Here is a 12,802-nt window from a genome sequence, read left to right as displayed (position 1 = left end):
GCAGGACACTTCAGGAGAATCCATTTTGGCGAGCATGGGCCTCAACCTCGACGAACAGAAAGCGGTCGAGCGTTTCCGTGAGCAAATCGTCGAGCCTTCGATGAAAAGCCTCGTCATCCTCGACTTCTGGGCCGAATGGTGCGGGCCGTGCAAGGCGCTGACCCCGACGCTGGAAAAGGTTGCCGCCGACTATGCCGACAAGGGCGTGGTGCTGGCCAAGGTGAATGTCGACGAAGAGAAATTCATTGCCGCGCAGTTCCAGGTGCGGTCGATCCCCACCGTCTATGCCATGTTTCAGGGCCAGCCCGTCGCCGATCTGACCAGCGCCCGCACCGAGGGGCAGTTGAAGCAGGCGCTGGACCAGATCCTGTCGCAGCTGCCTGTGCAGCCGCAGCCGGCAGACGGAGAAGAGCCGCAGCAGGACATCGCCCCGCTGATCGCGATGGGTGAGGACGTGCTGGCCAGCGGCGATGCCGAGCGGGCCATGGGTGTGTTCGCGCAGATCGTGCAGATGGCGCCCGACAATGCGGCGGCCAATGCGGGTCTTTTGACCGCGATGGTCAATGCGGGCCATGTGGCCGAGGCAGAGGCTGCGCTGGGCGAATTGCCGCCCGAACTGGCAGGCGATCCCGCCATCGAACGGGCGAAGGCCGCGATCGACCTGGCAAAGAACCGGCCCGACGACGGCGCGCTTGACGATCTGCGCAAGGCCGCCGCCGAACGCCCCGACGACATGGACACGCAATTCGAATTCGCGCAGGCGGCCTTTGCCGCCGGTTCGCGGGACGAGGCGGCAGAGGTGCTGCTGGCGATGGTCGGCAGCGATCCGGCATGGAACGATGGCGCGGCCAAGGCCAAGCTGTTGCAGATTTTCGAGGCGGTCGGTCTGGAAGATCCGTGGGTCGCCGCCACCCGTCGCCGCCTGTCGCTGCTGCTGTTCGGATGATCGGCAGAGAGGACATGGGTTCGGGCCTTGAAACGACGCGTATTTCGATTTTCCCGCTGTCGGGCGCGATCCTGTTTCCCGGGCTGCAATTGCCGCTGCATATTTTCGAGCCGCGTTATCGCGCATTGATCGAGGATTCGCTGGCGCGCGACCGGATGATCGGCATGATCCAGCCGCATCGCGCATCCGAAGGCGCGCCCTTGTTCGATGTCGGCTGCCTTGGCCGGATCGGAGAGGTCGAGGCGCTGGAGGACGGGCGTTTCAACATCGTGCTCGACGGGGTGAGCCGGTTCCGCGTAATCCGCGAACTGGAAGTGGACACGCCGTTCCGGCAGGTGCGCGCCGAATTGCTGACCGACGATGACGAGATCGCGCTGCTTCCCGTCGAGCGTGCGGCATTCGAGGAAGAGGCGAAAAGCTTTGCCGATGCGCAGGGCTATTCGGTCGACTGGGAACAGGTGTCGCGGCTGGACGATATGTCGCTGATCAACGGGGTGGCGCAGGTCGCCCCGTTCGATGCCGCCGCGAAACAGGCCTTGCTAGAGACTGGCACCTTGGGAGAGCGGTGCAATCTGCTGGTGCAGCTGATGCAGTTCTTCGGCCGCCACGGCGACGACGATTCGGTCACGCTTCAATAGGGGTTTGCCTATCGGCATCGGGCGGCAACCTCAGACGCCGAGGCTGCCTTCGATACCGTTGATCACGAATTGCGCCGCCAGTGCCGCCAGCAGCACGCCCAGCAGCCGCGTAATCACCGCTTCGAACTGCTGGCCCAGCAGCTTCATCAACGGGGCAGAGGCAAGCAGCGCCACCAGCGTCAGCACCATCACCGATCCCAGCGCGGCAAGGATCACGAAGGTCTGTTCGATGCCCTCTGCGCGGGCCATCAGCAGCATGATCGATGCAATTGCACCCGGCCCTGCCAGCATGGGCATGGCCATGGGAAAAACCGACACATCCTCGATCTCGGGCGTGGCCTTTACCATATCGGCGCGTTCCTGACGGCGTTCGGTGCGCTTTTCGAACACCATTTCCAGCGCGATCAGAAACAGCATGATGCCGCCCGCGATGCGGAACGAATCCAGCTCGATATGCAGCGCGTTCAGCAATTGCTCGCCGAACAGGGCAAAGACCAGCAGGATTGCGCTGGCGATGACGGTCGCGCGGATCGCCTGCGCGCGGCGGTCGCGCGCGGGCATGTCGCTGGTAAGGCCGTAATAGATCGGCGCGCAGCCCGGCGGATCGATCACCACGAACAATGTCGCAAAGGCAGAGGCAAAGAGTTCGAGCATATCAGGCCGCGCAGCTTGCGCCGCCGGGCGCCGCCACGTCGCGGGAAAAGACGGGGTCGCCCCATTCGTCGCCGTCCTTCATGCGGATGGCGATCGTGCGGGCGCAATCGTCCGCGACCGCGATATCCCAGCGCAATGTTCCGTCGCGGCTGATGCCATAGGGCGCGTCCGAATGGGCGGGCGGCTGCGGTGCAGGCGGCTGTGGTGCGGGCGGCTGGCCTGCGGGCGGTCCGCCGCGTGCGGCACAGGTCGCGGTATGGGTGGCGATGATATCGGGCGCGGCGATCGGCTGTGCCGCGGGTGCGCCCTGATCCATCGTCCAGCGGTACGAACCGTCATCCTGCCGCTGCCATGCGGTCGTGAACCAGCCGGTCGAACCGTCGGCCCCCTGCCATGCGCCAAAGCTGACAGAAAGCGATCCGTCGCAGCTCGACCAGATTTCGTGCGGCTGCCAGCGGAGCGATTCGGCAGGGTCGGTCCGCCCTTTCAGCCATTGCTGCGCATTAACGACCTGCGGCACGAATATGATCGCGTCCTTCGTCGCATATTCGCGAAAAGCGCTCCATTGCCCCTTTTCGCGGGCGCGCTGGCCAAAGGCGATTTCCGCCGCGACGATCTGCCCCGGCTGCGCAATCGGTTGCAGCATGCGGCCATAGCGGTCGCCACCGGGACGCCCGCCCTGACTGCCGCAGGCGGCCAATGCGACAAGCACCGACAGGGCCAGCCCGCCGCGCAGCACGACAAACACCTTACGCAATCTTTTCGCGCCTTTTCGCAGCCTGCAGCGTGTTGTGCAGCAGGCAGGCAATGGTCATCGGCCCGACACCGCCGGGGACGGGCGTGACGGCAGAGGCAACCTCCATCGCGCTGGCAAAATCGACATCGCCGACCAGCTTCGTCTTGCCTTCCCCGGCAGCTACGCGGTTGATGCCGACGTCGATCACGGTCGCGCCGGGTTTCAGCCAGTCGCCCTTGACCATTTCGGGTCGGCCCACGGCGGCCACGACGATATCCGCGCCGCGCACCACCGCGGGCAAGTCCTGCGTGCGGCTATGCGCGATGGTCACGGTGCAGCTTTCGCGCAGCAGCAGCATCGCCATCGGCTTGCCCACGATGTTCGAACGGCCGATGATCACCGCGCTCTTGCCCGACAGATCGCCCAGCCTGTCTTTCAGCAGCATCAGGCAGCCCAGCGGCGTGCAGGCGACGAAGCCATCCTGTCCCGTGGCCAGACGGCCCGCGCTGCCGATGGTAAAGCCATCGACATCCTTGTCGGGGTCAATCGCCTCGATCACTTTCAGCTCGTCGATATGTTTGGGCAGGGGCAATTGCACCAGAATGCCGTCGACGGCGGGATCGGCATTGAGCCGGTCGATCAACGCCAGCAATTCCGCCTCTGCCGTGTCGGCGGGCAGGCGGTGTTCAAAGCTTTCCATGCCCGCCGCGACACATGCCTTGTGTTTTGACCGCACATAGACCGCGCTGGCGGGATCCTCGCCCACCAGCACCACGGCAAGGCCGGGTGCGCGACCGGCAGTGGCGCGGAACGCGTCCACGCCCGTCGCCACATCGGCCCGCAGACTGGCGGCGAATGCCTTGCCGTCGATGATCTCGGCCATAATTAGTAAACCGCCACCGAACGGGCTACCGCGCTTAAAATCATGATCAGCACGTTCAGCCCGACGATCAGCACCAGCGGAGAAAAATCGATCGCGCCGGTATTGGGCATGATCTTGCGGATCGGTCTGAGCATCGGCTCCAGCAGTGCGTTCAGCGCGGTGTAGATCGCAGAGACGAACTGGTTGTGCATGTTCACCACGTTGAACGCGATCAGCAGCGACAGCACGAATTGCACGATCACCAGAACGACGATGATATCGACCAGATAGCTGAGGATCTGGATGAGCAGGGCCAGGAAAACGGGAATGGCTTATGGTCCTTGGGCCGGAAGGTTGAGGGAACGCCTCGTCTAGCCGAGGGGAGCGGGCAAGGGCAAGCGGTGTGGCGTCGTCACCCGTCCCAGTCGATGCTGGCGATCCGCCAGCTCAACTGGTCCGCATCGGCGCCGGGCACGTCGTTCGCGCGGCGCAGGGTCATGGTGCCGGTCAGTTCGACGGCCAGATTATCGATCGATGTGCCATATAGCGCGACCGGCACGGTGTAATAAAGCGAACCGGCAGCGCCTTCCTGCTCGCCGTCCTGAATGGCGACGGTGATGCCGGTCAGATTGGCCCAGCGCGGCGCGGTGCCGCCGGTGCGCACTTCCTTGCGCCACGCGCGTCGGGCCGCGTCGGTATCGCCGGCCTCTACCGCGCCTTTCCAATATTCCAGCAGAGCGGCGGGATCGGTGCTTTCGGGACCGGGCAGGACCAGCGTGAACGGGACCGGCCCGGCCTGTGCGGCCGTCGGCGTCTGCTCCACCGGCGCTGGGTCCGGCTCGCCCGCCTCGCCGCAGCCTGCCAGCAGCAGGGCCAGTGCGGGAAGGGCGGGCAGAATGCGCATCAACGGCTCCGCACGATGGTGCCGGCACCGCGTTCGGTGAAAATCTCGATCAGCATGGCGTGCGGCACACGGCCATCCAGCACGACCGCGGCTTCGCAGCCCGCGTCCACCGCCTGCACGCAGGTTTCCAGCTTGGGAATCATGCCGCCGGTGATCGTGCCGTCATCGACCAGTTTCTGCACATCGTCGGGGAACAGGTCGGTCAGCAGCCCGCCCTGCTTGTCCAGAACGCCCGGCACATCGGTCAGCAAGAGCAGTCGCGCCGCCCCCAGTGCCGCCGCGACCGCGCCCGCCATGGTATCGGCGTTGATGTTATAGGTATGCCCCTCGGCATCCGCGCCGATGGGCGCGATCACGGGGATCAGCCCCGATGCGACGGATGTTTCGATGATACGCGTGTCGACATGTTCGGGTTCGCCCACAAAGCCCAGATCGACGGCTTCCTCGATCGCGCTGCCCTCTACCTTGCGGCTGCGGGTGACCTTGCGGGCGGTGACCATGCCGCCGTCCTTGCCCGAAATGCCGATGGCGCGCCCGCCCGCCTTGGAAATCCAGCCGACCAGTTCCTTGTTGATCGCGCCCGACAGGACCATCTCGGCCACTTCGGCAGTCTGCTTGTCGGTGACGCGCAGGCCATCGATAAAGCTCGATTCAACGCCCAGCTTTTTCAGCATCGCCCCGATCTGCGGCCCGCCGCCGTGGACGACGACCACATTGATGCCCACCGCGCCCAGCAGCACGACATCCTCGGCAAATTCGCGCGCGGCTTCGGGATCGCCCATGGCATGGCCGCCATATTTGATCACGAAAGTGCGACCGGCATATCGCTTCATGAACGGCAGGGCCGTCACAAGCGTTTTTGCCTTGGCGAGAAGCGCCTTGTCGTCGGGGTTCAGCGGGTTGACCATAGTGCGCCCGCCCTTTGCATGGGCGGGCGCCAGTTTCAATTGATTCGCGAACCAATCGAACCCTGCATCAGGGTTGCGGCGACTTATCCGTGCGCGCCGAACTCGTTCGCGATGGCCGTCGATATGCGCAGAACCAGTGCATAGGCCTGTTCGATGGGTTCGATGTAATCGCGGCGGATCGCCTCGTACCCCTGGTCGCCGCCGTCTGGATAATCGCTCGGTTCGTCGATCGCGTAATCGCCGATGCTGGGGAAATTGGTCGGGAAGGCCCGACGCAATTGCGCCAGCGCATCGTCGATCCGCAGGGTGAAGACCATCTCCATCACATCCTCTCGGCTGATGTCGTTGGAGCGGGAAAAGACCGGCACCTGCACGATTTTCAGGAACATGTGCTGCAACAGCGCCAGCCGCAGCGATTGCAGCAGACCGATGGAGCGGCGCTTGTCCTCGCGGTCGGGGATCGGCGTGCCCCATCCGTCGCGGCTGCCGGGGGTGGCGTCCAGCAGGCGGTGCAGATGCATGGCATCGACGCGCAGGCGGCTGGCAAGGCGGCGGAATACGCCCGCGCGGTCGTCCTTGGTCAGATATTCGGCAAGGGTCAGGCAGGCATCGGTCAGATGCTCCTCCGTCCCGCGATAGGGGCGGCTGGCCCAATAGGCCGAATTGAACAATTCGCCATAGGCCGCCACCGTCTTGATCGAGGCCAGCGCATCGGCACTGCGCAGCAGGCGCAGCATCTGTTTACCGCGCTCGCTTTCGGTCAGCAGGTTGGCGATTTCCTCGCGGTTGGTGTCGGCCGCCGTGCCGAAACCGGCAATCACGTTCACCGGATAGCCCAGCTGCTGCAAGATCGCATTATGCGGGATCGCGCGGATTTGCCGCAGGCTCATCTTGCGGTCGGCGGTCAGGTCCGACTGGCGGCGCGAACGGCGGCTGCCGGTATCGTTCAGCAGGCCAAGGCCGAATGCCGTGATCGCGCGGCTATAGGTATCGGACACCAGATGCATGTTCTGCACCCGCCGGATCGCGCGATAGAAATCGAGGCTGAGGTCGGTGCGGCGATAGAACATGTCGGTGGGCGCATCGGGGTCCGCCTCACGCGGGGGGTTGCTGGCGATCGACGCCAGCGTCGCCAGCGCCAGTTCGGGGGTACCGAACCAGAGATAGCCGTCCCCGCCCTGAAAGCTGACTTCGGGTTCGAGGCGGATGTCGCGCCGCGCGAAACGGCGGCGCGCCCATGGCGACAGCGGCCATTCCAGCCGGTCCTTCATCGACACGGGATGCGCGCCGCGGCCCATGCTCTCGCCATGGGTGTTGAAGATCAGCGCGGCGACATCGGTCAGCCCGTTCGCTTCCATCGCCTCGGCCAGACGGCCCTGCAGCCGTTCGATGGCCAGCGCGGCGGGGATCTGTCCGACAAAGCGGCCCGCATCGGAAAATCCGGTCTGGATCGCCACGCGCCCGCGCTTTTTCGCATAGTCGCGATAGGCTTCCTCGGCCAGCAGCGCGTCGAGGAAGCGGCCGCCATGTTCCAGCGCGGTTTCGGTCTCGAACAGGGGCGAAACGTCGATCTTGTCCTCTACCCCGAACAGCTTTGCGAAATAGAGCGCGGCCAGAACGGTTTGCGGCTGTTCGCATTCGGCGATCAGCATGCGGATCGGCGCATCGGCGTCGATGTGGCGCAAAATCTGCTGCATGGCGAGGAACTGGCGGATCGCCGTGCTGCTTTCGATGGCGAGCGCGGCGAAATTCGCGTCGAGCGGCTGGATCGCCTCCAGCCCCGAACGGATCGCGTTCAGCGCGGCCTGGCTGGTGATGTCGAGCTTGGATTCGGGGTCGACACGGCGGCGGATCGCGTTCTGCAACTGGCTGGAATTGACGCGGAAATGCACCCAGCCCATGCCGAGGCCATCGGCGCGCATGGCAGCGGCGGCGGTCAGCAATTCGATGGCCGTATCGGCGTCGCCCTCTGCTCCGGCGCGTTTTTCCAGCTCGGCCACGATGGGGGCAAGGCTGGTCATCCTGTCGGGATTATTCGCCGTCAGCGAATTGGCGGCATGCGACAGGGCGGCGGGGTCCGACATGTCCTTGCCGAACAATGCGGCCATGCGGCTGGCCAGCTCGCCCGCATTGACCAGCTTTGCCGACAGGTCGGGCGCGATTCCCGCAAGGCTGGCGGCATAGCTGGCCAGACGCTCCGACTTTTCGGCAAGGCGATAGCGGATCGACGTGTTCCAGCCGATATCGGTGCGGCCGTCCATGTCGTAACCGACCCATGTGGCGAAACGCACGGGCGTGGGGCGCAGGCTTTTCCAGTCGGCAGGGAAGTTGTCCTTCGCCGATTGATAGATCGCGCGCACCGCACGGTCGCGCGCGGCCTGTGCGCGGCTGATCGCCTCCATCGCGGCGTCATGTTCCGAATCCAGCGTGATCTGCGTGCGTTCATGCGGCGCGACGCATGCCGAATCGCTGGTCACATCGCCGCTGCTGGCGGCGGCGGCCACGGCCTTGGACTGGACGGGCGTCAGCAAAAAGGTCGGGTGCGCGGTGAACACGACATGGATCATCGGATCGGCCCAGCGCCGGGCATAGGCGTCGAAATCCTCTCCCTCGCGCACGGCGAAGGGGGCAAGATTCCGGTCCGCCGCGATCGGCATCAGCATCCGGTCCAGCTTTTGCGCGCGGGCCTTCAACCCTTCGCATTCCAGCGCGCTGACCAGACCGTCGATGTCCTGCAGCGATTTTCGCCCCGCCTCCAGATCGCGCGAGAGTTCCAGCCCGAGCTGGAACACCGGATTGTAAATCGGCGTATCCCGCGTGTGGCGGTGAAGGACTTGCAGCCTTTCGTTGAGCTCTTCGATCTGGGGCGTCATGGCGTTCTCCGGAGCGAGGGTTGGGGAGGGTTTCTGGATTTCAGCGCGGAAGCGCTGCGGCTTCGCGGGCAAGCGCTTCGATCCGTGCCTTGTCGACCGGACCGCCTGCGGGCATCGCATCGCCCGGCGCGACCCAGCTGCCGCCGACGCACAGGATCGACGGATGGGCAAGGTAATCGGGCGCATTCTTCACCGACACGCCGCCGGTGGGGCAAAAGCGTGCTTCGTGGAACGGGGCAGCCAAGGCTTTCAGCGCTGGCAGGCCGCCATTGGCTTCGGCAGGGAAGAATTTGAAATGCGACAGGCCAAGATCCATGCCGCGCATGATATCGGCGCTGGTCGCGATGCCCGGCAGAAAGGCGATGTCACTGGCAATCGCCGCCTTGCCCAGATTTTCGGTCAGACCCGGCGAGACGACGAATTTCGCGCCGGCCTTGGCCACCGCATCCAGCTGTTCGGGGTTCAGAACCGTTCCCGCACCGACGATAGCGCCCGGAACCTTGGCCATTTCACGGATCGCGTCCAGCGCGCACGGGGTGCGCAGCGTGACTTCGAGGCAGGGCAGGCCGCCCGCGACCAACGCCTCGGCCAAAGGGACGGCCTGTTCGATTTCCTGCACCACCAGCACGGGTATAACGGGGGCAGCTTCCATGAACTCGCGGATATTCGCCATGTATGGTCCTACTCTAGAAAACGGGAATGCGTGTGTGCCGGGATATCGCGCCGACTGAAATTACGGGCCGGCCAATAACAGTATAATACCAAAGTTACAGGCCAAAATTGCAGTCCAGTTACAGGCCGGCCAGCGCCAGCATGGCCGATCCGCCTTTTTCCGCCTCGTCCGCGCCAAGCCGCATCATCGCGAACAATTCGCGTCCGACGCCAAGGGTAGGCGGCGGCGGGGTGGCCGGTTCGCGCGCGGACAGATCGGCACTGGTCGAAAGCGTGCCGTTCACCGCGTCGACGCGCACGATGTCGCCATCGCGCAGAAAAGCGATCGGTCCGGGCTGCTCGCTGCCATGGGTCAGCGCCTCGGGTGTGCAATGGATCGCGGCGGGAACCTTGCCCGATGCGCCCGACATGCGGCCGTCGGTGACCAGCGCCACCTTGAACCCGCGATCCTGCAACACGCCCAGCGGCGGCGTCAGCTTGTGCAATTCGGGCATGCCATTGGCGCGCGGTCCCTGAAACCGGACGACAACGACGACATCCTTGTCCAGCTCGCCCGCCTTGAACGCCTCGGCCACTTCGCTTTGGGTTGTAAAAACGCGGCATGGGGCTTCGACGACCCAGCGCTCTTCGTCCACAGCACTTGTCTTGATCGTGGCGCGGCCCAGATTGCCGGTCAGCAGGCGCAGGCCGCCATCGGCCTTGAACGGGGTGGCAGGCGGCCGCAGCATGGTGTCGTCACCGCTCTCGGGCGGCAGTTCGCGCCACGCCAGCCTGTCGTCCACCAGCACGGGCTCTTCGGCATAGGCGCGCAGCGATTGACCACCGACGGTAGTGATATCTTCGTGCGCAAGGCCCGCATCCAGCAATTCGCGGATGACATAGCCCATGCCGCCTGCCGCGTGGAACGCGTTCACATCGCCCGCGCCATTGGGATAGACCCGCGCGATCAGCGGGACGACTTGCGATAATTCGTCGATGTCCTGCCAGTCGATGATAATGCCCGCGCAGCGCGCGATGGCAGGCAGGTGGATGACATGATTGGTCGACCCGCCGGTCGCCAGCAGTCCCGCCACCGCGTTCACGATGGCTTTTTCGTCGACGCATCTGGCCAGCGGGCGCGGGTCTTCGCCTTTCAGCGAAATCTTGGCCAGCTGGTGCGTGGCCGCGCGGGTCAGCTGCGTGCGCAGCGGTGTGTTGGGCGGGATGAAGGCGGCGCCGGGCATGTGCAGGCCCATCATCTCCATCATCATCTGGTTGGAATTGGCCGTGCCGTAAAAGGTGCAGGTTCCCGGCGCGTGATAGCTGGCGCTTTCGCTGGCCAGCAATTCCTCGCGCCCGACCTTGCCTTCGGCGTAAAGCTGGCGGGTCTGCTGCTTCTGCTTGTTCGAAATGCCGGTGGGCATCGGGCCCGACGGGATCAGAATGCACGGCAGATGGCCGAACCGCAGCGCGCCCATCAGCAGGCCCGGCACGATCTTGTCGCAAATGCCCAGCAGCGCCATGCCGTCATAGGTTTCGTGCGACAGCGCAACGGCCGTCGCGAGGGCGATGGAATCGCGGCTGAACAGCGACAATTCCATGCCATCCTGCCCTTGCGTGACCCCGTCGCACATCGCCGGCGTGCCGCCCGCGACCTGCGCGGTCGCGCCGACTTCGCGGGCGTACAGCTTCATCGCCTCGGGGTATCGGCCATAGGGCTGATGCGCCGAAAGCATGTCGTTATAGGCGGTGACGATCGCCAGATTGGGCGAGACCCCGCTGCCGATCGCGCCCTTGTCGTTCCCGCTGGCCGCGAATGCGTGGGCAAGGTTCGAACAGGCCAGCTGCGTGCGGTTGGGCTGTCGCTGCGCCTCGCGCTCCATCAGTTCAAGATAACGGCCGCGCGTGTCGCGGCTGTTGTCGATGATGCGCTGCGTTACGCGGGCGAACTGGTCGTTAAGTTTGGGCATGGCGCCTTCCCCGGGATTTCAATCGTTTCGCGAACGCCGAAATCGCAAAGGACTCGGCTGTCCGCCTATATTGCATTGCAGCATATCAGGTCTGTGACCTTCATGCAGATTTTCGCGTCCGGGCGGGAAGGGCGCAACTTCCAGCCGTCTTGATTTCGGGCGTTAGCCCATCTGCCTCTGATCCGTCTGCCGGTCACCCTTCATGCCAGGTTACTCCGTCGCGTTCTGTCAGGCCGATGGCCGCGGTCGGGCCCCAGCTTCCGGCGGTATAGGCCTTGGGCCTGGTATCGTTCGCGGTCCAGCTGGCGCGGATGCCGTCGATCCATTCCCATTGCGCCTCCACCTCGTCGCGGCGGACGAACAGGGTCTGGTCGCCTTCCACCAGATCGAGGAGCAACCGTTCATAGGCGATCCGGCGTTGCGGACCCGAAAAAGCCTCGGGCATCGCAATGTCGAGCGGGGTCGCGCGCAGGCGGATACCCTCGCGGTCCAGACCGGGGACCTTGCTCATCAGCGACAGGCGGATATTTTCGCGCGGCTGGATGCCGATGACCAGCTGGTTGGGGACCGTTTTCGCCCCGCGGCTTTCGAATATCGAATAAGGGATGCAGCGGAACTGGACCACGATCTCGGTCATGCGGACCGGCAGGCGCTTGCCGGTGCGCAGATAGAACGGCACGCCTTTCCAGCGCCAGTTGTCGACATGCGCCTTGATGGCGACGAATGTCTCGGTATCCGAATCCCTGCCCAGCTCGTCATCGTAACCCGGCACGGCCTCGCCCTTGATCGCGCCGGCGCGGTACTGGCCGGTGACCGTCTCGCCCGCGACGGCGGGGCGCAGCGCGCGCAGCACCTTGACCTTTTCATCGCGGATCGCCGTGGCGTCGAAACTGGTCGGCGGTTCCATCGCCACCAGAGCCAGCAATTGCAGCATATGGTTCTGCACCATATCGCGCAGCGCGCCGCTGGTGTCGTAATAGCCGACCCGCGATTCCAGCCCGACCGTTTCGGCGACACTGATCTGCACATGGTCGATATGCGCCGCGTTCCACAGCGGTTCGAACATGATATTGGCAAAACGCAGCGCCATCAGGTTCTGGACCGTTTCCTTGCCCAGATAATGGTCGATGCGGAAAATCCGGTCTTCGGGAAAGGCCGATGCAACCGCGTCATTGATCTCGCAGCTGCTGCCCAGATCGGTGCCGAGCGGCTTTTCAAGGCCGATGCGTACATTGCCCGTCGCCATGCCATTGGCGGCCAGCCCCTTGATCGTCGGTTCGAACAGGAAGGGCGCGGTCGACAGAAAGATCGACAAACCCTCGTTCTCGCCGCTGCCGATCGGCCCCACCTTTTTCGCCAGCGCATCGAACCCCTCCGGCGTAGAGGCGTCGAGGTCCTGATAGCTCAGGCAGGCCAGAAACGGCTCGATATCCAGCTCGCGCCCCTCGGGCAGGAATTTTTCCAGCGCGGCGCGGGCAAAGGCGCGGAATTCCTCGTCCGAATGCTCGCTGCGCGCGGTGCAGATGATCTGCATGTTTTCGGGCAGCAGCTTTTCCGAATGCAGCGCGCATAAAGACGGCAGCAACATGCGCTGCGACAGATCGCCGGTCGCGCCGAACAGAAGAAGCTTGTTCGCGGTGAATTGCATGGCGGACAGGCT

Annotated in this window: 12 protein-coding genes; 2 read left to right on the top strand and 10 right to left on the bottom strand. The window is 64.6% G+C overall.

The features are described from left to right. Positions 1–34: 34 nt before the first annotated feature. Entirely contained in the window at positions 35–946 is a 912-nt protein-coding gene (locus LOZ74_RS15160) for a tetratricopeptide repeat protein (protein WP_230293916.1), read from the top strand. Continuing rightward, positions 943–1,584, top strand: coding sequence for an LON peptidase substrate-binding domain-containing protein (locus LOZ74_RS15155; protein WP_230280035.1), 642 nt, complete (start codon positions 943–945; stop codon positions 1,582–1,584). Before LOZ74_RS15160 ends, LOZ74_RS15155 begins: the two co-directional genes overlap by 4 nt. 30 nt (positions 1,585–1,614) lie before the next feature. On the opposite strand, the gene LOZ74_RS15150 is transcribed toward LOZ74_RS15155, so the two are convergent. The 10 genes from LOZ74_RS15150 to zwf all read right to left on the bottom strand — a co-directional run bounded on the left by LOZ74_RS15150 (position 1,615) and on the right by zwf (position 12,790). Then, positions 1,615–2,238 (bottom strand): MarC family protein, encoded by a 624-nt coding sequence (locus tag LOZ74_RS15150; protein WP_230291866.1) that lies wholly within the window; start codon positions 2,236–2,238, stop codon positions 1,615–1,617. Between the two features lies 1 nt (position 2,239). Then, the gene (locus tag LOZ74_RS15145) at positions 2,240–2,995 is read right to left on the bottom strand and encodes a hypothetical protein (protein ID WP_230291865.1); all 756 of its coding nucleotides are present in this window, start codon (positions 2,993–2,995) and stop codon (positions 2,240–2,242) included. After that, positions 2,988–3,857 (bottom strand): bifunctional methylenetetrahydrofolate dehydrogenase/methenyltetrahydrofolate cyclohydrolase FolD, encoded by an 870-nt coding sequence (folD, locus tag LOZ74_RS15140; protein ID WP_230291864.1) that lies wholly within the window; start codon positions 3,855–3,857, stop codon positions 2,988–2,990. Before folD ends, LOZ74_RS15145 begins: the two co-directional genes overlap by 8 nt. Before the next feature lie 2 nt (positions 3,858–3,859). Further along, positions 3,860–4,099 (bottom strand): YggT family protein, encoded by a 240-nt coding sequence (locus LOZ74_RS15135; RefSeq protein WP_230291863.1) that lies wholly within the window; start codon positions 4,097–4,099, stop codon positions 3,860–3,862. A gap of 149 nt (positions 4,100–4,248) precedes the next feature. Beyond that, positions 4,249–4,740 (bottom strand): hypothetical protein, encoded by a 492-nt coding sequence (locus LOZ74_RS15130; protein WP_230291862.1) that lies wholly within the window; start codon positions 4,738–4,740, stop codon positions 4,249–4,251. Beyond that, positions 4,740–5,648, bottom strand: coding sequence for an acetylglutamate kinase (argB, locus tag LOZ74_RS15125; RefSeq protein WP_230291861.1), 909 nt, complete (start codon positions 5,646–5,648; stop codon positions 4,740–4,742). Before argB ends, LOZ74_RS15130 begins: the two co-directional genes overlap by 1 nt. An 83-nt stretch (positions 5,649–5,731) precedes the next feature. After that, complete coding sequence (locus tag LOZ74_RS15120) at positions 5,732–8,521, bottom strand: phosphoenolpyruvate carboxylase (RefSeq protein WP_230291860.1); 2,790 nt, start codon at positions 8,519–8,521, stop codon at positions 5,732–5,734. A gap of 40 nt (positions 8,522–8,561) precedes the next feature. Next, positions 8,562–9,194: a bifunctional 4-hydroxy-2-oxoglutarate aldolase/2-dehydro-3-deoxy-phosphogluconate aldolase gene (locus LOZ74_RS15115; protein WP_230291859.1), complete on the bottom strand. Its 633-nt coding sequence runs from the start codon at positions 9,192–9,194 to the stop codon at positions 8,562–8,564. A gap of 118 nt (positions 9,195–9,312) precedes the next feature. After that, complete coding sequence (gene edd, locus LOZ74_RS15110; protein ID WP_230291858.1) at positions 9,313–11,142, bottom strand: phosphogluconate dehydratase; 1,830 nt, start codon at positions 11,140–11,142, stop codon at positions 9,313–9,315. 193 nt (positions 11,143–11,335) lie between these two features. After that, positions 11,336–12,790 (bottom strand): glucose-6-phosphate dehydrogenase, encoded by a 1,455-nt coding sequence (zwf, locus tag LOZ74_RS15105; protein ID WP_230291857.1) that lies wholly within the window; start codon positions 12,788–12,790, stop codon positions 11,336–11,338. Positions 12,791–12,802 lie beyond the last annotated feature (12 nt).

This window comes from Croceicoccus sp. Ery5, assembly GCF_020985325.1.
In the GTDB taxonomy this organism is placed as follows: domain Bacteria; phylum Pseudomonadota; class Alphaproteobacteria; order Sphingomonadales; family Sphingomonadaceae; genus Croceicoccus.
Note: the sequence above shows the minus strand (reverse complement) of the source record. Positions and strands in the feature narration are given on the sequence as shown.

Excerpts from the sequence above, each read along its gene's own strand:
- LOZ74_RS15160 (WP_230293916.1), top strand. The coding sequence starts at position 35 with ATGGGCCTCAACCTCGACGAACAGAAAGCGGTCGAGCGTTTCCGTGAG.
- zwf (WP_230291857.1), bottom strand. The coding sequence starts at position 12,790 with ATGCAATTCACCGCGAACAAGCTTCTTCTGTTCGGCGCGACCGGCGAT.
- folD (WP_230291864.1), bottom strand. The coding sequence starts at position 3,857 with ATGGCCGAGATCATCGACGGCAAGGCATTCGCCGCCAGTCTGCGGGCC.
- LOZ74_RS15130 (WP_230291862.1), bottom strand. The coding sequence starts at position 4,740 with ATGCGCATTCTGCCCGCCCTTCCCGCACTGGCCCTGCTGCTGGCAGGC.
- LOZ74_RS15120 (WP_230291860.1), bottom strand. The coding sequence starts at position 8,521 with ATGACGCCCCAGATCGAAGAGCTCAACGAAAGGCTGCAAGTCCTTCAC.
- edd (WP_230291858.1), bottom strand. The coding sequence starts at position 11,142 with ATGCCCAAACTTAACGACCAGTTCGCCCGCGTAACGCAGCGCATCATC.
- LOZ74_RS15115 (WP_230291859.1), bottom strand. The coding sequence starts at position 9,194 with ATGGCGAATATCCGCGAGTTCATGGAAGCTGCCCCCGTTATACCCGTG.
- LOZ74_RS15155 (WP_230280035.1), top strand. The coding sequence starts at position 943 with ATGATCGGCAGAGAGGACATGGGTTCGGGCCTTGAAACGACGCGTATT.
- argB (WP_230291861.1), bottom strand. The coding sequence starts at position 5,648 with ATGGTCAACCCGCTGAACCCCGACGACAAGGCGCTTCTCGCCAAGGCA.
- LOZ74_RS15150 (WP_230291866.1), bottom strand. The coding sequence starts at position 2,238 with ATGCTCGAACTCTTTGCCTCTGCCTTTGCGACATTGTTCGTGGTGATC.